Origin of the sequence: Halorussus halophilus, assembly GCF_008831545.1 — an archaeon.
Classification (GTDB): Archaea; Halobacteriota; Halobacteria; order Halobacteriales; family Haladaptataceae; genus Halorussus; species Halorussus halophilus.
Window position 1 is genome coordinate 1,393,989 of sequence record NZ_CP044523.1, and the last position, 17,771, is coordinate 1,411,759.

Sequence of the window (17,771 nt, forward strand, 5' to 3'; positions counted from 1 at the left end):
TCTCACCCGTTAGCCTGAATCGTCCGTAGTATTTCCTTGCTCACCTCGTCCGCGGGGAGGACGCTGTCCACGCACCCTGTCTCGATAGCGCGAGCGGGGATGCCGAACACCGAACACGTCTCTTCGTTCTGTGCGATGGTCGCGCCAGCGACGCCCTTGATTGCCTCGATGCCCACCGCACCGTCCTTGCCCATACCGGTCAGGACGACGCCCGTCAGTGGGTCCGAGACCTTCTTCGCGGCCGACTCCATCGTCACGTCGATTGCCGGGCGCACGCCGTGCATGGGTTCGTCTTCGTTCAGTCGAATCCGGATGCGACCGCCGCCGTAGCCCGCCACTTCCATGTGGTAGCCACCTTGTGCGACGACTGCTTCGCCGCCGCCGATTCGCATCCCGTCGTCGGCTTCCACCACGTCGTACTCGCTCCGGCGGTCCAGTCGAGCGGCGAACCGCTCGGTGAACCCGTCGGGCATGTGCTGAACGACCAGCACTCGCAAGTCCGCATCGCGCGGGAGGTCCGAGAGGACGCGCTCGACCACTCGGGGGCCGCCCGTGGAAGCGCCGATGACGACCGTCGGATTCTCGACGTAACCGTGGTCGGCGTCGATGGTCCCGGACTCTGGTTCCGGGTCCCTCGTCCCGACCGACGAGAGGTCCGCTCGCGTCGCGGACTCGACCTTCTCGACCAGCGCGTCACCGTGGGAGGATATCTCCGTCGAGACCTCTCCCCCGGGTTTCGCCAGAAAGTCCACGGCACCTTTCTCCAGTGCCTCGAACGTCGCGTCCGCGCCGTCTTCCGTGTGGGCGCTCAACATCAACACTGGCGTCGGGGTCGTCGCCATGATCTCCTCGACGGCCTCGATGCCGTTCATGCGAGGCATCTCCACGTCCATCGTCACGACGTCTGGGTCGTGTTCCGCGACCGCGTCCACGGCTTGCTTGCCGTCGCGGGCTTGCGCGGCGACTTCGACCCCGCCGTCTTCGAGGATGTCGGAGATGACGGTCCGCATGAAGTGAGAGTCATCGACGACGACTGCCCGTGTCATGCGACGACGTCGTTGATGGCGTCCATCACGCTCGGCTTCTGGAAGGGTTTCGTGATGTATCCGTCTGCACCGGCCTTGATGGCCTTCTTCATCTTTTCTTCCTGCCCGATACTCGTACACATGATGATGTTCGCACCGGGGCTCCCTTCCTTAATTTCGGAGGTCGCCTCGATGCCGTCACGGATCGGCATGACGATGTCCATCATCACGAGGTCCGGTTGTTTCTCGTTGTACAGTTCTACTGCCTCCACCCCGTTCTCCGCCTCGGCGGCGATTTCGAACTCTTCTTCGAGAATTTCCCGGAGGAGATTCCGCATAAATTCCGAGTCGTCAACGATTAGCACGTTCTTTGCCATACGCAGTCACCAAGCGCTTGGTTTGAAAGGGGGTCAAATAAATGCTCCCCTGCAATTATCAGCGTTGATGTTCGCCCGAAAGCGGACGCTTGGACCGTGATAGCTGAGAAAACCTCCAACGAGTGTCAGTATCAGCCGTCTAGACGCTCAGTTCAACTGGTCGATGATGACGTCGATGTCCACCCAGACGACCAAGTCGAGTTCGTCGTCGCCGTTGGGCTTGCGGATGATGCCCCGCGAGACTTTCTCTTCGATGCCCTGCGTGTCGAGGTTCGAGAGGTCTTGCTCGGTGTCGATTTGCGTGACCGGATACGTCGAGACTTCCCGGACTTCGTCCACCCGGATGCCTATCTTCTGCTTGTCGTCCGGTCGGTCTAGCACCAGTACGTTCTGCTCGGCCTGTTCCGGGGCGTCGCTCTCGATGCCGAGGTGGGTGCGCGGATTGAGTATCGCCGTCGTCTCCCCACGGAGGTCCATCACGCCGTCGATGGAGTCTGGCGTGCGAGGGATTCGCGTCACCTTCTTGATTTCGACGATGCTGTCTACTTCGCCGATGTCTATCGCACAGTAGTCCTCTCCGAGTCGGAACTCGACGACTTGGCGTGTCTCGACGTCCTGCAAGGTTTCAGCGTCCTCGTCGGACGACTGCTCCGATTCGGGGTCAGCCTGTTGCACTCCCATGACGTTCTCTGGTTCAAACATCGAAGCGGAGTACATAAAACCCGTGCCCCACTCTCGCACCTGATAATTTGACACTCTCTACAGTTTGACACACTCTACAAACGTCACTCACACGTCTTCCGGGGGAAACACCATGCCGTGACCGTCTTGGACGGCTTCGAAGAGGTCGGCGATGGAGTCGTCAGGTTCGAGGTCGTAGGACTCTAGAATCGCTTGCAAGCACGACGGCGAGTAACGAACGCGCACGTTCGACTCGGTCAGCAAGATGCCAAGCACGTCTTCGACGGCCGTGGAAGTAGTCAACTGCTGGGCGTACCACCGCATCAGACTGTCGAATACGGTCGTCACGTCGTCGGAGAACATCTGCTGGTGACTAATCGACTCTTCAGCTTTCGCCGTGACGTGGAAGCCGTACTGCGCGCTCGTTCCTTGCAGGTCGTTCTCCAACCACTGCTTGACCGACGCGGAGTCGGCGGCAGGCCGACCAGTGCTCGGAGCGCCAGTAGCCTCCTCGGCGTCGAGTGGATTCGGTTGCTGGGGTGGCTCCTCGCCAGCCTGCCCTGCTCCCGGTCCCGTGCCTGCGCTACTTCCGTCGCCGCTACCCGCGGCCTCCGACGGCACGTTCGGGCGTTCGTTGGCACCGATGACGTAGCGGCCTTCGTCCAACGAGACGACGTTCTCGTCTTCCTCGATGTCGAGTTCGTCGGGCGAGAGTGCCGACTTCTCGCGGGAATTCCGCTCGTCCTCGGGTGCCGGACTCATGCGGTGCGCTACCGCTCGACTTTACATAAACCCACCGGCCCACTGTCGTGTCGATACAGAACCATTTCCTGCCGGTCGATGGCTCAAATCTCATCGAAGCGGCCGCTGATTGACGACAAATTTTGCCGTACGGGCCTGATTTACCGTGAAGAACACGATGTTTTCGACAATCGTTGAAATGGGGATTTATTATCGTCGAACTACTTCCGTCGAATACTCGAATGAGCGTTCAACGACCGACGACATCGACCGAACCGCTGCCGAACGAACTCGACTCGCCGCGCGCGAAACTCGTCTACCTGTATCTCTCCACGGAGAGGACGGCGGCCACCGGAACCACCGCGTCCGATGCAGGTGGCGCTAGCATCGACGAACTGCAGTCGCAACTCGACTTGCAGAAGATCACTCTGTACAGTATTCTGCGGACGCTCCGCGAGCGAAACCTCGTCGAGAAACGCGGTGATTCGTTCGCAGTCGCCGAGTAGCTACTCGTCGTCTTCGCGTGCCGAGCGTCCGTCTGATTCTGGACACAGTTGGTCCGGCGTCCGTTCGTGACGCGGCATGGCCACGAACCGTTCGATTCGTTCGCGCTCTTCTTTCGAGAGGGACATGGCCATCCGAACTCTGTGAGAACGCAAAAAGACAGTGGCTACCGGTCGTCTCCCTGACTGTTTCCCCTCGTCTTCTCGCCTCGCTGACCGTACGTTCCTCTTACCAGAGCAACCAATTTAGCCGTCGCGCCCGTTGTCCATCTGGGGGAAAGTATGGCCGCAGAGGACGACAAGTATCCAGTAGAGTCAGGACGACGGCGTTTCGTGAAAGGTGTGGTCGGGAGTGCGGCACTCGTCGGTATCGGCACCGGCGCGGCCGCGAGCATCAACAGCGCGACTGCACCGACGGGAGCGGGTGGTGGTATCGTCCAGTACTTCGGCGTCGAGAACATCGACGGCCCGGCACCGCGTGGGATGCCCCAGATTCCCATCGAGATAGACGACGAAGGCTTCGTTAAAGGTGTTTGGCCCGAAGTGAGGGAGGTCCAAGAACAAGGACAGACGTTTACCGTCGCCGAGATGCAACTCGGCGGCATCACCTACTCCAGCGAGTGGTTCCAGTACTGCGGCGTCCAGACGTATCCCGGCGTCGCACCGGACGCCGACCAAGACAACTTCTTCCGATACGCCAACTCTTCGCCGTACGAGTGGCAACAGGAAGAAGTCGAGGCGGGCGCGCGAGTGAACGTTTCGGACTTCGAGGACTACGAGTCGTGGGGCAACGGCATCGGCGAGAGCGGACTCGGAAAACCGGCATTGGCGACGTGGCGCTCTCAGGACGTGCCGCCCGGTGGCACCATGCCGGTTCAGATAATCCGTAGCACCCGGTTCGAGCAGATGGCCGAGCAAGGCAACGAATGGATTTCCGCCAGTACGGCGCAGGGGTTCATGGCCAACCTGAACAAGTGTACGCACTTCTGTTGCGTGCCGGGGTTCAAGGCGCTCCCCGACAGTCGGAAGTTCGGTGCGGCGAACGACATCTACTGTCAGTGTCACCAGTCGGTGTACGACCCGTTCAGCATCGTCGAGTTGTCGTTCGTCGCGCTCCCGCGACCCGAGGACGAGTAAGTCCACAGAAAGCGGTGTCCGGTTACCATGGGGGAGTCCTTGACACAAACGTGACACGGTTTAGACGGCGTCTGGCCATCTGCAACCGATTGAGAACCGTCTCGGGAAGTGCAGACCTCACTCGCACGCCCGGACACGTCCATCCCGGAGGACGCAGTTAGAGTTACGATAGCACCGGTGATTATTATGGGTTTGTTAACGACCACTCGAACCACGACTACCAAAGTCGAAGGTAGTGGGACCGACTGATGGCCTCCCCGTGCCGGGCGGTAATCCGACAACAAAGACTTTGTACTCACAGTAAGCAATCACAATTATTGAGACGAATGCTCTCCGCAGCCGTCACCCGAGTAAAACAGGCGCTCGGGTCGTCGGCTTCCGGTCCCAAGGACACCGCGCCTGACGACGACGAGGAAGAGAGGAAAGGTCCCGACCTCTACGAATGCGAAGGATGCGGGTCGGTGTTCATCTCGAAACCCGACGAATGTTCGAGTTGCGGCACCGACGATTTTACGAACGTCGGTCAGTTCGAGCGATAAACTCCACGCCGACGGGTCAAATCTCTTCGTGAATCCAGTAATGTGCGATGTGAGTCGTATCGACCCAGTGAACCTCGTCGTCGGCCTCGATTCGCATGTACGGTTCGTCCTCGAACTCGACGTTGTGCCCGTGTAGTTCGAGTTCTTCGCCGCCCGCCGTCTTGACCATTATCTCGCCCTTTTCGTCTAGGTTGTCTCTCAACCGATGGTACATCGACTTCGCACTGCTATCTGGCGATGACATTGGTCGATGCCTCCGGTCGAAACTTGGATTTCGATAGTGAAATGGCTTGTTGCCACGTTCGAAAATAGGTGAACGAGCCGCGTGGATGCGACTCAGACGCAGGTTTCCCGACTGCCCAGTGACGAGGTTCGACCACTCTTAGACGATGAACGCGAATCCGAAGTTCGAAGCCAGGGGTGGGCTTCTAGGTGAAACCTTACAAGCCAATACATAAACCCCTACAGTATGACTGGCGCAGACCCACGCGGCCAAGTTGAAACCCTTCGCTCCCGACTCAGCGGCGACCACCCCGACAAAGACCCCGAAGTCCCCCTCGAAGCAGACCGCCATCATCTCCTCAAGATGGTCGAAAACATGCGACTCATGCAGAGCGAAGTCGGCGACCACCGGCAACTCAAACTCCTCCGGCACTGCCGGCGCATGGCCTTGCTCGTCGACTGGCCGAGCGTCCGTGACTTCCGAGAGAACGACGAAGCCGAAGCCGCTGGCATCGACACCGAAGACGACATCGAAGCCCTCCTCAAAGACGTCGGCCTCCTCGGAGCCACCCTCGAATACCGCACCGCTGCCGAGGCGATAGTCCGCTGGATCCACGACGAGTACACCAACGAGCATACGAATCAGGACTACCGGACTGCGATCCGTTCGTTCGGCCGCTATCGGTTGAAACGCGACGAGACTACGGACAGTCTCGCGTGGATTCCGACGACCACCAGCAACGACTTCAATCCCGTTCCGTCGGAGCGTGACCTCCTCAAGTGGGAGTACGACGTCGAGCCGATGGTCGATGCCGCGCATAACACACGGGACAAGGCGTTGTTCGCGGTGCAGTTCGAGGCTGGGCTGCGTGGGGGTGAACTCTTCGACTTGCGAGTGGGTGATATCTATGACTCCGAGCATACTGTTGGACTGCATGTGGACGGCAAGCGTGGTGAGCGAACGATTCATCTCGTGATGTCCGTGCCGTACCTTCAGCGCTGGCTGAACGACCATCCTGGCAGCGACAACGACCACCTTTGGTCGAAGCTCTCCAAGACAGAGCGGCCTTCCTACAACTCCTTCCTTGGGTACTTCAAGAACGCCGCCGGACGTGCTGACGTCTCGAAGGCGGTGACGCCGACGAATTTCAGGAAGTCGAATACGCGCTGGCTCGTCTTGCTCGGGATGAGCCAGGGTCGTATCGAGGACCGCCAAGGCCGCAAGCGCGGCAGCGATCATACGCGGCGGTATCTTGCTCGCTTTGGTGAGGAGTCGAACGAGCGGACGTATGCTCGCCTGCACGGCAAGGATGTTGAGGTCGAGGATCCGGAGGAAATCGGACCGATCGACTGCCCGCGATGTGACCGGGAGACGCCGCGCAATCGCGACCGGTGTATGTGGTGTCATTTCGCGCTGTCGCCCGATGCGGCGTCCGAGGCCGAGCAAAAGCGGAAGGCAGCGTTCACGGCGGTCTCTGACCTCACCGAGGACGGAGAGATTGATGCTGGTGAGGCGGCGGCGACGCTGAACGAGTTGATCAACGACCAGGTGCAGTCGGCGTTGGACGAGCAGCGTCATTCCTGACCCTCGAGCTGGTCGAGAATTTCGAGCGCGGTTTTCGCGTCGCTGCTGAGTTCGTTGTCGAGTTCGGAGAGCGCCTCGAGGACTTCGCGGTGGTTGCCGAGGCGCTCTTGGACGTGTTCTGCGTTGTTGCGATGGGGGTTGTTTTTCTGGATAGCCATCGAGCTATGTGGACTCAGATTGGCTCTGAGCAGGCCATTGACGGGCACGACACTGTAAGACCACAGTGTTGTGGGTGTGGAAGTGGCGCGCTGGTGCGTGTTCGGTGTGCGCGCACAGTGTGGGGCCCGTGGTTGCTGGGGCGTCGGTGACCGTCGAATGCCGGTGTGGCCGATGACGCCTGATCGATACCGGGCTGCGTTCAGTACAACGTGGTTGTGTTTGCGTGGGAGGCGAATCGAGACAGATTGTACACGCACCGTCACGGGAACACGGGGGCACTGGTACGTGGCCCCGGCATCGCGTATAAACCTACGCCCAACCCTCTGGATAGTCGTCCGACCTCTAGTGGTGGGCGAACGACGGGGTTGTGTACTGGTGGGCGTGAGCGTGTCGCTTCGGCTGGTGGTCATGCTGTGTCACCACTTCCTAGTGGGAGCGACAAACATCGCCTCGCGCGTGCGCGTGAAAAGTCATCGGTGCTGTGCTGGCCGCTGGTTCGGAACGGCTGCGTTCCTGGACGTTGCTCACCGGGCGACTGTCGGTAAGAGACCGATGCTGAGAGCGTCCGCTCGGTGATGGTCGGACAAGAGTTGATGCGCGTGTCTGTCGTGGGCATCGGCCTGTGCTGCGTCGGTACCAGTGGGAAGCACGAGGGCAGTGTCCGGTGGTTCTATGAATGCCCTCGGCTCCACACCTAGAGAGGGTCCGACACACCATAATACTTAGGGCCTAAGGGTAATAATATAATGACAATATGCTACAGCATTGTGCCTTAAGACGGAGACACACCAATAGTTGGTATACCACCAATGCTTGATGAAGACGATCTCGGCCCTGCAGATAAGATACTACTCGATTTGCTCACCGAAGGCCGCGTGACAGCTCCATTCGCTGCCGAAGAGACCGGGTACAGTCTTCAGTACGTCCGCGATAGACTTGGCCGATTCGTCGAGCACGATAACGCCCGAAAAATCCACGAAGGACTGTATGAACTCGTCGAAGATCCCCGCGAGAGTGGATAGAAAATCAGGTTCTGTTGATGATACAGGTTTTGTTAAGAATGTCGTGATAACGATGATAGTCAGGAGCTACTAATAGCTCCACTACCTCACCGCTCATACCGTTTTCAACTGCCCGACAACTTAGTCGAACTTAGTCGTTTTTTAAGCGAGATAGGCCGATACAGGCCCTCACGACCAATCCGCTGTTAAAATCATCCGGTGACTACATCGAAAAAGCCTGTATTTGCGAATCGGTTCCCAACTTTATATACAACATCCCGAAACCACCAGCTATGGTATACGAACTCGGAGTATTGGTCATTGTCGTCCTTATCACAGGTTCAGACGCACCGTCTCTGCTTCAAAACCTCACGAACGCTCTCGAAACACTCGCTACCTTTTCAGTAGTGACATTAGTCTCGGTCACTATTCACATACACCTACCCTCTCGACTTCCCTTCTTCTCAAATAAAAGTGGCGAGGACGATGACGAAGACGAGGGACCCAAGGGCGGTATGGAAGTTATTGACTGGGGGAGATTGCTCCGACTCGTCTAAATACCAGTCGGACGACTACCGTCGGACGGTTCACCGAAGGTCCGGGTGGAGCAACGAGTACAATCGGAAGCGGTAGAGGTGGCGATTATCGCCACTTAAATGCTCAGTCGGTAGATGTTGTTCCGATACAACTGCTCGATGTCCTCGTAGTCGGTTTGCAGATACGAATGAATCGGCTCGTTCATCGACCCATCCTACTGAGGACCGTCATATCTACTTGTAGATTCCGTATGTGGAACAGAGATCTTGCACTCATCGCCGCTTTAGCGATTCTCTCCTGACGAAATTGGTTCGATATAGCAACTCCTATGAGCTGTGGAATGATTTTTATCGAAGGAGTATTAAATTATATAAAAATTACAAAATTCGCCAGTGCGGCCGCCAAACTCCTTGAGATGAATGGCGGGGAGTACGAGAATGAAGGCGGGAACTGGGTTTCGATTAGAACCCTTCGCGGGTAACTTCTCGCATGCTTGATTTTGATTCAGCATTCACGAGTACCAAGTCCAGGAGCGTCAGAATTCCAATACCTTTATCAGAAGCGCGTTAGTCACGTGCAAGAGTGAATCCGAGCATAAATTCTACATATTTGCTCTGGGCCCCTATCTACTGGCATCTACATCGCCATCGGACAACAGTCAATTCCAATCGCGTTAATGTCACTCCCGTCCTCTTCTAGGAGCATGAGACGTGATTCTAACGAATATCGGTGCTTCGGAGATACTCGGGCAAAGAAACGATCGAGTTGTACCTCAACTCGATTACACCGCTAGCTACGGGTACACAATCTCAACCAATATATGCAGTCTACCAATAATGAGGCAATATGACCTCCAAGAAGACGTACAGTGAAGAGCGAGATTGCAACGAGTGTGGGGATACATATACTGCGTCAGTCTACATCGGTGTCGGTCGAGACTCTACTGATGGTTTGTGCTCTGACTGCTACAGTAACCAGAGACAGAAGCGGATTGACCGTGTGCTAAGTGAGTATCCCGAAAAGTGGTACCGACCTGATTCGGACAAATATGGTATTGCGGTGTACAAACCAGACGGCGAGCGACGATATTACAAGCACGACATCCACGCTATCCAAAGGATAGAGTCATGGTATTCTGAATAAGCGTTAGATAGTCCAACTTAGTGTAGTAGCGAAGAATGCCTCAAAATACGACACCGGTTCTGCTCACCTAATCTCTTAGTTTCTCATGACGCTCAATCATCTTGTCAGTCAAGAACTCCACCGCATCGTCGGCGGCCTCATATGCCGCTCTCGCCTCTTCTTCGGAAGGCACGTATCCTTCGTGAACAACCCGGTTCCGCATCTCCCTCGTTTTCTCGTCCCACGCCTCGAACTCATCAGTTGCCTCAAAGTCAAAGTGGAGCGTTTTAGGCACCGTTTCTTTCGCAAGCGTCGTAATGGAAGTGTAGTCTCCGTCATCTACAAACACTGACTCTATCTCGTCATCAGGTATACCTTGGGCCGTCATTAGGTCCTTTAGCCCGTCTTTGAGGAATGTTTCAAACATCGTCCCAGCGGTGATGACCGCGAGCCGATATTCGCCCAAGTCGAGCTTGTCCCTAGCGTCCAAACGAAGAGAAATCGTGATGGGGACTTTGTGTTCTGTGTCCAGTCGGGCTTCGATTGTATCGTGGGCCTCTTTGTCGATGGTTGAAGTTCCGGGCGTCAGTGCGCTCCCCGGATACATAGTGCCGTGGTCGTACGTATCTCCATTCTCGAACACCGTTGCCCGCATGAAGTAAACGACCTCTGAGGGGCTAACACCACGAATCCAGTAATACTCCAGAGAGGCACGATACACTTCCAAGAATTGATTCACGTGGTCTACTGCGGCGCGTATGATTCGCCCTTCTCGTCCGTCGAGGTTCTTCAGCCACTTGGTCGGGCTGCCCTCTTTCACGGCCTCAAAATCGTCATCAAGGTCGTCGGGTAGAGCGTCAAGCAACTGCCTGTCGAAACCGACCTTGACCTTCGTATAGGAGACATTCCCTAATCGGTCGCCCTCAACCTGTCCAAACATCATCCCCGGCCTTTCGCCCTCTGCACCCTCGCGAGCTTCCTTTTTAAATTGAAGCTCGGCTGGCACGCCTTCAATACTGGAACGAAATCGTGCGGCCTTGTTGCCCTCGAAAGAGTCCTCCACCTGTAGTATATACGGAATTTCGAATTGAACCCACTCAGCGGAAACTTCCATGAAGGATGACAGAATGGTGCTTGTTTTATATCTATCCCCGGCCGTCGAACCGCTGAAGGAGTGTCCCAACCACGAGCGCGGTACCAGAATATGACTGTGCCGAGACCTCTCGGGCGACGGTCGCGCGGCTCGTCGAAACAGGAATTAACCCAAGATGCGGCACTACAGCATCCGGTAGTCTATCGAGCCGTTCGGAGAGCGAAAGTGATACCAAAAACTAATTTCCGGTAATGAAGACAATCCAGCGAAATATTATTATTGTCATTGCTGGTTAAGGCTCTAGAGGGAAACCTTGACCGATTTAGACAAAGTCATTGACTTTGATTTAACACAATGGATTAAAGACGAGTTTTCGTTTGAAAGTCAGACTGCAGTTGAAACTACACAAGCCCGATACACTATTGTCCCTGTGTTAAGGACTCCAGAGGTCAATCCGGGAGAAACCGTACGTGTCTCTATTTACCTTTCTGGGTATGGAATTCCGGAACGGAACAAATTATCGATAGTTCATCCTCATCCTAATGTCCTTTCTCACAAAGGGGTAGGGGGGATAATAACTAGCATAAGTGAAGTGAAAAGACCACAAGGTAACAATATCATCGCAGGTAAACCAGCAACCCATAGCGGAATAGCGCCTAAACGGGTAGTAGACCCCTTCGGCACTAACCTTGGTATTCCACAAGCATATTTCGCCGACAAGCCAGAATGGCATAAAGTTAGTAAAAAATATCCTTTGCAACGAGGAGAACTGCTTCCACAAATCATGTCGGAGAGTGCTTCAGATGGAATAGCCCCAATTGAATTATTTTATAATATATCTGATACTTCCCCCTCCGGTGATTATAAAACCAACCTTATATTCACATATTTCGACGGGGATAATATGTCGCAATCAGAATCGACAGTATCCTTTCATGTGAATAATTGGCGGGAGCAAAGAGAACCGTTGCCCGCGATCGCCATAATTCTCGGTGCCATTATTGCCTTTCTTAGCCTATTAATCTCAGCCGGCATACCAACAATTATTCTGGACTATCTTCAAGGATTTCAGGCAACTATAGGAGTTTTTGGATTAGCCATGCTAATTACTATAACTATGGAGGTTATAGAACTATATACAATATCTAAGCTATAGACTCTATTACTGGCTGAAAGCAATATATACTGATAGGCTGAGGCAAAACCCATTCTTCCAGATGTGAATTCTCCGGTAGAGGCAGCAGGAAGACATAAGCATGACCCTTTCAAGGAGGTTGACTGCTAATGACAACGAATTGCAGGTCTGAATTGGACGACAAGGCCATCTCCTTGGCTACAGAGGGAAAATTTGGCAAGGCTGGAGACATGTTTGTCCAAGATGGCTTCGAAGAAGCAGGGCAGTGGTTCGGAGTATCCAGTTGGGGCCAAAGAATTGCGTATGATTTACAAGGCATATCTCTCTTATCGGCTGTCCGATCGAAAGTGTCAGTGTCAATCCACGGCTAACCTCGATATTTTCCTTGCAGAGGAGTACGCCGCCCGTTTTCAGAACAAATCAAAGTCATCCCATACACCTACGCAAGCAGAGCGCAGTGCGTGGTACGAATTTATTGGTGACTTCTATTTGTCGATGAAATAGTAATTCCTTCTGAGGCTAATGAGCAGGCTAAGGGCATATACGAAGAAGTAGATAACCTGTTCGCTCACTTCGCCGAGGGGCACTTATGGTTGTTCAAGCTGTCTTCAGCAGTACAATCCTCGTTGCGGGAGCAGACAACGATCTTATTATTGATTCAACTCAAGCTCATCTCACTGATTGAGTTTAAGAGCGACATCTCTCTGCCGAGTATTCCCGGCGTCGGAGGTGGCAGTGGGAATGGAGGCAGTGGAGGAGGTCCAGTCGTCCCCGGACTTTATTCAGGTGGTGTCGTCGAAAACGCTGAAATCGGTCAGGTCCACAAGGGCGAAGCCGTAATCCTGGAACATCTGGTCGATGGAATGAAGCAAGGTAATGGTGGGAAGACCGTGAGGATTGAGACTGGTCCGATTCAAGCAGATTCCTACGCCGGAGGGAAGGCAGCAGGTCGTGGACTCGCCGAGGAGCCACGTAGCCACAATTTTGACTGGTCTTTCTAGAATTCCGTTGGTTAAGTAAACACTCTTATTTCATTCGCTTGTTAACATTCGTATTAAGAATATGCCCGCACCCTATTCCTGTGAGTTCTGCACAGAGGAGTTGGATTCCTTAGACGAGATGGCTACTCATCTGCACGAAGAACATGATATTCCACAAGAAAATATTATTCTCAATTACCCGAACCTGCCTCAATTGCAAGGCCAGACCGCTCCAGAACCTTCAACAATCCAAAATCCGACTCCACAGACTAACCAACCTCAAGAAAATGCGATTCGACCGTTACTTGAGAATCCAGATGATGCAGAGAAGTTGATTGAAACAACATTTGATAAATGGAACACTGCGAAGGAACAAGGCCTAAAATACCAATGGAGAATGGTAATGGTAGTTGGTGGTTTATTTTCAGTAGTACTTCTTTCCGCTTCTTGGCTCACCTATACCGGCGTTCTACAGGGAAGTGCCTATACACTTCTCCTCGGTACCCTAATCGGCTACTTGCTTACTTTCTTGGAAGACTACTTGTAGAGCGTAGTCGTCAGCCGTGTGGAAGGATGGATTGATTCTTTCCTTTCGGATATAGCCCGAACGGCTGAGAGCGGGCGTTAGACTGGTTCACTGCGAGCTTAGGACGGCGTTCTTCAGCTGGATACGGCGTTTCTGACCCAACTGAAGGTGTTGGTGAACGAACCAGATGGCAGTGCAATCAGCGGGAGAATCATTGCTCCTGCTATGATGAGGTAGTACGGCAATATTCCCTGCGTCTTAGTTATCAAGATGATTGTGGCGACCAGCGCATTGGCTGATACGTAGGTGCAGTAGACAATGAACGGAAGCGTCGCTGACGGAGCATTATCGAACAGAGTCCGCCACTTTCGGTCCTGCTCAACTTCGGAGACTGAGTTCATATACTCGTTCAGTCGCTCCTGCTCTTCACTCGACAAGTCGGTGTACTGTTGCTCTTCGAGGACATTTGTCGGGACCTGTTCGTCGGGGTCGAGTTGGTCTGTGTTTTGACTCATGGAGGGATTGACTGTTCTTACTGAAGGATGCCAGTGACTGCTTGATACCCCGCTGCTGCGAGCATGGCTAGCAGAGTGACGTACACTCCAGTTTCGAACAGTGCTGTGAACAATTCCGTACTCATATGTTATGCGAATCTGATTAAGATATCCTATCACTTATGCTTTCCCCCTAAAACAAGTAATAGTTGGCTGAGTTCAGGTGAGATTGTTTTACTCGAACGCCACCATTCTTGTCAGAACAGTATCTCTTTATCTCTTAGGGCACTGTCTAGTTAGCGCGGTTTGAGAAGTGAGCAGGTTGTGCGGTTGGTTGGAATGAAACTCGCAAACCTGCTCAGAGAGACGTTAGACACGGCTACTCTTGAATGTTGGCAGCGGGAGCGGACGGCGACGCCCGTCAGGGCGTTCGCCGTCCGCCTCCACGCTGCCGGATGTTCGCTCAGAGAAACAGCAGCGATTCTTGGGCTCCTCGGCGTTGATCGGACGCATGGAGCGGTCTGGAGTTGGGTACATCGGTTAGCTGACAGCGTCGGCGACCCGCCGTCGGCGACGCCGACGCGGGTCGCGGTCGATGAGACCGCTGTCAGGATCGATGGTGAGTGGTCTTGGGTGTATGCTGCAATTGACCTCGACACAAAGCTGCTGCTCGATGCTGCCGTGTTTGGACGACGAGGCACTGATCCAGCGGCTGCGTTCCTCCACGGCCTCACCCAGAAACACGATTGTTCAGAAACTGTGTTTCTAGTCGATGGCTATGGATATCTGACTGCCCTCTCTCGATTAGAATTGAGCGGTCGGCTTGACTACACTGACCGAAACCAGATCGAAAAGTGGTTTCAGACCCTTAAGATGCGGATCGACCGCTTCCATTCGTCGTGGGTGGGCAGTCGGCGGAGCGTCCGCCAGTGGCTTGCGTCGTTCGTCCACTACTACAATGTTCAGCGACCGCACCAAGCACTCGATGAACGCACGCCAGCTGAGGAGGAAAACTAGACAGTGCCTCTCTTAGCATCCTATCTGAAAATGGAGTCGAGGAACGCAGAGATTCAGATTAGATTCAATTAGAAGTTGTCCGACTCCAAGCTTTCGCCCGAGTGTTGACTTTGGCGTGAGTGTTCTCAATGAAAGGTTAGAGGTCGGAGGAGTTCATTCCTCCAAATTCGCAATATCTTCTACGTCTGAGTACGACGGACGTACAGACAACTAAACTCGGTGTGTCGGTCCGACCGGCCACCGATTTCATGAACGGCGAACGCCGGTAGCATCTGCGCAAATCAACGACCGATTGTGAGAAAATATCTCCATTCGCCTTCGAACGTTACGTTTTTTGAGCAATTGTCGGAGAAGCTTTTTTAGTGTCGAGTCTAACTTCTAAGAAATGTTCGCAGAAATCCTCAACTGGTTCATGTCAGCATCAATCGGTACAATCGCAGCAATGGGAACCATCGTAGAATGGCTGTTATTGGGCCTAATTATGTTCTACGGGGGCGTTCAGAAGCTTCGAAAGAAACACCAACGTTGGAAGATGCGACAGGACTGCATTGACTACCTCGAACACTGGAACGAAAAAGGAGGCCTCTAATTTACGTACGCCACTTCTTCCCACAGTTACTTCTGTTCAACGGGAATTTGTACGGTGACATTTGACTGTTCGTCTTCGGAGTCGTTACTTGCTTCTGTTGGGTTATCAAATTCCATTCTACATCCTCTATCGCGTAATAAGGTTCCTACAATCAAAAATTATTCTGGTTTTTTAAGTAAGAACAGTATTGGCTTCTCATTCCTTGAGGAGGTTACTGAGTGACGTGGACTTCTGCATTTGCCGGGGCAAACGAAATGCCACATTCCGGTAGATATGTAAGTTCAATGCTAGTGACCTTGAGTTGGTCGCCAGGACTGAGATTACTTAGGTCAGTAATATCCGGGGGATGCGCAGAGAGACGCTCGTACGCGGCGAACCTATATGCGAGGTTCTGTGCGTCCGGAAGCGAGAGTTGAGCGCGGCCGAAGTCCTCTGCTGCTTTGGTGTGAAGTCCAAAATACGGGTTTGTGACCTCGACTTCTGGACCATGCGGACCGTCTGTCTGTTCAAGAGACTGGCAAACCCTTGCCTGAAGATTCTCGTTTGATGCAGGGATCGCGAACGTCCCTCTCCGGTCTTTCCACTCGTCTTTCTCAGCACTACCAACAAGCTCGCTTTCAGGCTTTTCTTGGTTAGTATAGAATGGCATATTGACCGTTCGAGTCGCTTCAGCGAGCCCCGAAGGCTGCTCAGCGGAAAGGAGGAAAGAGATGGTTGGCCGCCGTATCGACTCTCGAAGAGTCTTTCCATCGCCCGGTTGGTCAGAGGGATCACCAGCGAAAGTAACGGCCTCAACGCCTCGAAGACGGTCACCGACCGGTGCAATCCAGACAGCACTCCCGTTGTGGTGAGTGTTCTCGATATGGAAGTGCGATTTTGCAGGAACCTGGAATTGCTTCGCAAATGAGTGGAGTCCAGTCCCCCACCATGCGCCGTCGGTCTGATCTATACACCACCACCCAGAGTCACTATCGACACCCGGAAGATTAGTGAGACTCCCAAATACTTCTCCCGCGATATCGTGGGCGACAAAGCTGGAAGATTCTTCGTGCGCGTCGGCACTCCGAATATAATAAGACGCCCGCTCGAAGGTGTCGTGGAGTGGAGCGAATGTCAGGGGATTCCCCACGCCCCCTGAGCGACCGGAAGTCTTCGATCGATGGATGATTTGATCTCCAGCGTTAGACAAATGCTTCGTTATACCCGTTTCTCCCGATGTTTGCTTTTCCCCCATCGTACTTCGACTGTACCGAGAGCTACGAGATAAGGATTTAGTAATTTCGACCTTCGGCGTTGCATTACATAACTCGTCGCGCTCCCATGTGATAGTAGTCCGCCGCGACGACGAACACGTGGTCACAGTCCGACAGCACCGCCGGGTCAAGTGAACTGCTTGGTCGACGAACTGGAGTAGTCGCGACTTTGGGTGGGTCTCCATTCGGTCACACTACCGGGCGAACCTGTAGATACTCGATACCGTTGAACAGAACACAATTCCAACTTCTGTGTGGAGATTATCTGTCACTCTCAAACGAATTATCGGTGAATTGTGTAGCGATCAGTTCACCACAACTATCAGGTATTGTATTGAATCGGGTACCGATGAGAAACGGCAACGATCAGCTACGAACAGAACTTGATCGCAAATTCCAACCGCCGATCGATACGCTGCTTGACCCATCTTTACTCGTCGCCAACCGCTCTCTCGAACGGTTAGTCAACTCTGGGATTTTCACGTCTCAGACGCAGGCCACGCTCGGCCCGACACCAACTAAACCGCGTCTCGGAGACCTGTTCGTCCCCGCAACCTTTCACAAGCTTGTTTCGGACGAGAAACAGTCTACGGTGCGAAAGACAGCCGTATGGGATTTCTATCGGGGACAAGCCGAGGCAGCGTTTCGGGACGATATCATCGACCTTCTCGATGAGAATGATGTGGAGGTGTTTTCGGCCGAAACGACGCCGGCGTTCCTATCCCAGACGAATGTTATTGACGACCCTGATCGAGAAAACCGACGGTTGACTATTCTCACGGAGGAACTGTCCTTCTTGCAGTCTGGTGGGGTCGTTCTGTCGCGGACATCGACGGCCTTCGAAGCACTTCGCGACGCTGGAGTGGTGACAATCGACATCGGGAACGCCGAGTTGGATCCTGAGTTGCGAGAGACGCTGACCGGCATCGGGTACGGAAGTCCGGCAGAGATTTGTGCTTTCGGCGTTTCGACCGCCGAAACGACTGCCGATGCTCTTACGGCGAACGTTATTGACCGCAATTCTAATCTTCTACTCTATCAGTTGGGTGATTAGT

At 53.9% G+C, this 17,771-nt stretch carries 22 protein-coding genes; 12 read left to right on the forward strand and 10 right to left on the reverse strand.

Features of this window, described 5'->3' with window-relative positions; all coding sequences use genetic code 11:
- Positions 1 to 2: 2 nt before the first annotated feature.
- The 4 genes from cheB to F7R90_RS06860 all read right to left on the reverse strand — a co-directional run bounded on the left by cheB (position 3) and on the right by F7R90_RS06860 (position 2,845).
- Positions 3 to 1,046, reverse strand: a complete 1,044-nt coding sequence (gene cheB, locus F7R90_RS06845; protein WP_158056511.1) for a chemotaxis-specific protein-glutamate methyltransferase CheB — start codon at positions 1,044 to 1,046, stop codon at positions 3 to 5.
- On the reverse strand, positions 1,043 to 1,402 hold the full coding sequence (gene cheY / locus F7R90_RS06850; protein ID WP_158056512.1) for a chemotaxis protein CheY: 360 nt from the start codon (positions 1,400 to 1,402) through the stop codon (positions 1,043 to 1,045). Before cheY ends, cheB begins: the two co-directional genes overlap by 4 nt.
- A 147-nt stretch (positions 1,403 to 1,549) precedes the next feature.
- The gene (locus tag F7R90_RS06855) at positions 1,550 to 2,104 is read right to left on the reverse strand and encodes a chemotaxis protein CheW (protein WP_225741281.1); all 555 of its coding nucleotides are present in this window, start codon (positions 2,102 to 2,104) and stop codon (positions 1,550 to 1,552) included.
- 87 nt (positions 2,105 to 2,191) lie between these two features.
- Positions 2,192 to 2,845 carry a DUF7500 family protein gene (locus tag F7R90_RS06860; RefSeq protein ID WP_158056513.1) on the reverse strand — a complete coding sequence of 218 codons (654 nt, stop codon included), beginning with the start codon at positions 2,843 to 2,845 and terminating at the stop codon, positions 2,192 to 2,194.
- A gap of 221 nt (positions 2,846 to 3,066) precedes the next feature.
- On the opposite strand from F7R90_RS06860, the gene F7R90_RS06865 reads away from it, so the two are divergent.
- The gene (locus tag F7R90_RS06865; RefSeq protein ID WP_158056514.1) at positions 3,067 to 3,330 is read left to right on the forward strand and encodes a TrmB family transcriptional regulator; all 264 of its coding nucleotides are present in this window, start codon (positions 3,067 to 3,069) and stop codon (positions 3,328 to 3,330) included.
- On the opposite strand, the gene F7R90_RS22690 is transcribed toward F7R90_RS06865, so the two are convergent.
- Complete coding sequence (locus F7R90_RS22690; RefSeq protein ID WP_267905109.1) at positions 3,331 to 3,456, reverse strand: hypothetical protein; 126 nt, start codon at positions 3,454 to 3,456, stop codon at positions 3,331 to 3,333.
- Positions 3,457 to 3,609: 153 nt separating this feature from the next.
- On the opposite strand from F7R90_RS22690, the gene F7R90_RS06870 reads away from it, so the two are divergent.
- Both F7R90_RS06870 and F7R90_RS06875 read left to right on the forward strand, forming a co-directional pair.
- Complete coding sequence (locus F7R90_RS06870; protein WP_158056515.1) at positions 3,610 to 4,464, forward strand: ubiquinol-cytochrome c reductase iron-sulfur subunit; 855 nt, start codon at positions 3,610 to 3,612, stop codon at positions 4,462 to 4,464.
- A 326-nt stretch (positions 4,465 to 4,790) separates the two neighbouring features.
- A complete protein-coding gene (locus F7R90_RS06875; protein ID WP_158056516.1) occupies positions 4,791 to 5,003 on the forward strand; it encodes a hypothetical protein in 213 nt (70 codons plus the stop codon).
- A gap of 16 nt (positions 5,004 to 5,019) precedes the next feature.
- Here F7R90_RS06875 and F7R90_RS06880 read toward each other — a convergent pair whose 3' ends face one another.
- Positions 5,020 to 5,247 (reverse strand): hypothetical protein, encoded by a 228-nt coding sequence (locus F7R90_RS06880; RefSeq protein WP_225741282.1) that lies wholly within the window; start codon positions 5,245 to 5,247, stop codon positions 5,020 to 5,022.
- 225 nt (positions 5,248 to 5,472) lie between these two features.
- Here F7R90_RS06880 and F7R90_RS06885 point away from each other — a divergent pair, with 225 nt between their 5' ends.
- Positions 5,473 to 6,810: a tyrosine-type recombinase/integrase gene (locus F7R90_RS06885; RefSeq protein ID WP_158056517.1), complete on the forward strand. Its 1,338-nt coding sequence runs from the start codon at positions 5,473 to 5,475 to the stop codon at positions 6,808 to 6,810.
- On the opposite strand, the gene F7R90_RS22105 is transcribed toward F7R90_RS06885, so the two are convergent.
- On the reverse strand, positions 6,801 to 6,968 hold the full coding sequence (locus F7R90_RS22105) for a hypothetical protein (RefSeq protein ID WP_192498424.1): 168 nt from the start codon (positions 6,966 to 6,968) through the stop codon (positions 6,801 to 6,803). The two genes, F7R90_RS06885 and F7R90_RS22105, sit on opposite strands and share 10 nt — an antisense overlap.
- A gap of 810 nt (positions 6,969 to 7,778) precedes the next feature.
- Between F7R90_RS22105 and F7R90_RS06890 the strand changes: the two genes are divergently transcribed.
- Together F7R90_RS06890 and F7R90_RS06895 are read left to right on the forward strand one after the other, a co-directional pair.
- Complete coding sequence (locus F7R90_RS06890; RefSeq protein WP_158056518.1) at positions 7,779 to 7,991, forward strand: MarR family transcriptional regulator; 213 nt, start codon at positions 7,779 to 7,781, stop codon at positions 7,989 to 7,991.
- Between the two features lie 272 nt (positions 7,992 to 8,263).
- A complete protein-coding gene (locus tag F7R90_RS06895; protein ID WP_158056519.1) occupies positions 8,264 to 8,527 on the forward strand; it encodes a hypothetical protein in 264 nt (87 codons plus the stop codon).
- 1,190 nt (positions 8,528 to 9,717) lie between these two features.
- Here F7R90_RS06895 and F7R90_RS06900 read toward each other — a convergent pair.
- Positions 9,718 to 10,743 (reverse strand): hypothetical protein, encoded by a 1,026-nt coding sequence (locus F7R90_RS06900; RefSeq protein WP_158056520.1) that lies wholly within the window; start codon positions 10,741 to 10,743, stop codon positions 9,718 to 9,720.
- A 292-nt stretch (positions 10,744 to 11,035) separates the two neighbouring features.
- Here F7R90_RS06900 and F7R90_RS06905 point away from each other — a divergent pair, with 292 nt between their 5' ends.
- The 3 genes from F7R90_RS06905 to F7R90_RS06915 all read left to right on the forward strand — a co-directional run bounded on the left by F7R90_RS06905 (position 11,036) and on the right by F7R90_RS06915 (position 13,384).
- The gene (locus F7R90_RS06905; RefSeq protein WP_158056521.1) at positions 11,036 to 11,878 is read left to right on the forward strand and encodes a hypothetical protein; all 843 of its coding nucleotides are present in this window, start codon (positions 11,036 to 11,038) and stop codon (positions 11,876 to 11,878) included.
- Between the two features lie 632 nt (positions 11,879 to 12,510).
- Complete coding sequence (locus F7R90_RS06910) at positions 12,511 to 12,858, forward strand: hypothetical protein (protein ID WP_158056522.1); 348 nt, start codon at positions 12,511 to 12,513, stop codon at positions 12,856 to 12,858.
- A 118-nt stretch (positions 12,859 to 12,976) separates the two neighbouring features.
- Positions 12,977 to 13,384, forward strand: coding sequence for a hypothetical protein (locus F7R90_RS06915; RefSeq protein WP_225741283.1), 408 nt, complete (start codon positions 12,977 to 12,979; stop codon positions 13,382 to 13,384).
- A 113-nt stretch (positions 13,385 to 13,497) separates the two neighbouring features.
- Here the strand turns inward: F7R90_RS06915 and F7R90_RS06920 are convergent, their stop codons facing one another.
- Positions 13,498 to 13,878 (reverse strand): hypothetical protein, encoded by a 381-nt coding sequence (locus F7R90_RS06920; RefSeq protein ID WP_158056524.1) that lies wholly within the window; start codon positions 13,876 to 13,878, stop codon positions 13,498 to 13,500.
- 318 nt (positions 13,879 to 14,196) lie between these two features.
- Here F7R90_RS06920 and F7R90_RS06925 point away from each other — a divergent pair, with 318 nt between their 5' ends.
- On the forward strand, positions 14,197 to 14,874 hold the full coding sequence (locus F7R90_RS06925) for an IS6 family transposase (protein ID WP_158056525.1): 678 nt from the start codon (positions 14,197 to 14,199) through the stop codon (positions 14,872 to 14,874).
- Positions 14,875 to 15,259: 385 nt separating this feature from the next.
- Positions 15,260 to 15,463 carry a hypothetical protein gene (locus F7R90_RS06930; protein WP_158056526.1) on the forward strand — a complete coding sequence of 68 codons (204 nt, stop codon included), beginning with the start codon at positions 15,260 to 15,262 and terminating at the stop codon, positions 15,461 to 15,463.
- Between the two features lie 211 nt (positions 15,464 to 15,674).
- Here the strand turns inward: F7R90_RS06930 and F7R90_RS06935 are convergent, their stop codons facing one another.
- A complete protein-coding gene (locus F7R90_RS06935) occupies positions 15,675 to 16,697 on the reverse strand; it encodes a hypothetical protein (protein WP_158056527.1) in 1,023 nt (340 codons plus the stop codon).
- A 368-nt stretch (positions 16,698 to 17,065) separates the two neighbouring features.
- Between F7R90_RS06935 and F7R90_RS06940 the strand changes: the two genes are divergently transcribed.
- Positions 17,066 to 17,770, forward strand: a complete 705-nt coding sequence (locus tag F7R90_RS06940; protein WP_158056528.1) for a hypothetical protein — start codon at positions 17,066 to 17,068, stop codon at positions 17,768 to 17,770.
- The last annotated feature ends 1 nt before the right edge of the window (position 17,771 follow it).

Coding starts and splice junctions, on each gene's coding strand:
- F7R90_RS06940 (WP_158056528.1), top strand. CDS start 17,066: ATGAGAAACGGCAACGATCAGCTACGAACAGAACTTGATCGCAAATTC.
- F7R90_RS06920 (WP_158056524.1), bottom strand. CDS start 13,878: ATGAGTCAAAACACAGACCAACTCGACCCCGACGAACAGGTCCCGACA.
- F7R90_RS06855 (WP_225741281.1), bottom strand. CDS start 2,104: ATGTTTGAACCAGAGAACGTCATGGGAGTGCAACAGGCTGACCCCGAA.
- F7R90_RS06935 (WP_158056527.1), bottom strand. CDS start 16,697: ATGGGGGAAAAGCAAACATCGGGAGAAACGGGTATAACGAAGCATTTG.
- cheY (WP_158056512.1), bottom strand. CDS start 1,402: ATGGCAAAGAACGTGCTAATCGTTGACGACTCGGAATTTATGCGGAAT.
- F7R90_RS06890 (WP_158056518.1), top strand. CDS start 7,779: ATGCTTGATGAAGACGATCTCGGCCCTGCAGATAAGATACTACTCGAT.
- F7R90_RS06900 (WP_158056520.1), bottom strand. CDS start 10,743: ATGGAAGTTTCCGCTGAGTGGGTTCAATTCGAAATTCCGTATATACTA.
- F7R90_RS06930 (WP_158056526.1), top strand. CDS start 15,260: ATGTTCGCAGAAATCCTCAACTGGTTCATGTCAGCATCAATCGGTACA.
- F7R90_RS06895 (WP_158056519.1), top strand. CDS start 8,264: ATGGTATACGAACTCGGAGTATTGGTCATTGTCGTCCTTATCACAGGT.
- F7R90_RS06870 (WP_158056515.1), top strand. CDS start 3,610: ATGGCCGCAGAGGACGACAAGTATCCAGTAGAGTCAGGACGACGGCGT.
- F7R90_RS06915 (WP_225741283.1), top strand. CDS start 12,977: ATGGCTACTCATCTGCACGAAGAACATGATATTCCACAAGAAAATATT.
- F7R90_RS06925 (WP_158056525.1), top strand. CDS start 14,197: ATGAAACTCGCAAACCTGCTCAGAGAGACGTTAGACACGGCTACTCTT.
- F7R90_RS06860 (WP_158056513.1), bottom strand. CDS start 2,845: ATGAGTCCGGCACCCGAGGACGAGCGGAATTCCCGCGAGAAGTCGGCA.
- F7R90_RS06875 (WP_158056516.1), top strand. CDS start 4,791: ATGCTCTCCGCAGCCGTCACCCGAGTAAAACAGGCGCTCGGGTCGTCG.
- F7R90_RS06880 (WP_225741282.1), bottom strand. CDS start 5,247: ATGTCATCGCCAGATAGCAGTGCGAAGTCGATGTACCATCGGTTGAGA.
- F7R90_RS22690 (WP_267905109.1), bottom strand. CDS start 3,456: ATGTCCCTCTCGAAAGAAGAGCGCGAACGAATCGAACGGTTCGTGGCC.
- F7R90_RS06885 (WP_158056517.1), top strand. CDS start 5,473: ATGACTGGCGCAGACCCACGCGGCCAAGTTGAAACCCTTCGCTCCCGA.
- F7R90_RS06865 (WP_158056514.1), top strand. CDS start 3,067: ATGAGCGTTCAACGACCGACGACATCGACCGAACCGCTGCCGAACGAA.
- F7R90_RS22105 (WP_192498424.1), bottom strand. CDS start 6,968: ATGGCTATCCAGAAAAACAACCCCCATCGCAACAACGCAGAACACGTC.
- cheB (WP_158056511.1), bottom strand. CDS start 1,046: ATGACACGGGCAGTCGTCGTCGATGACTCTCACTTCATGCGGACCGTC.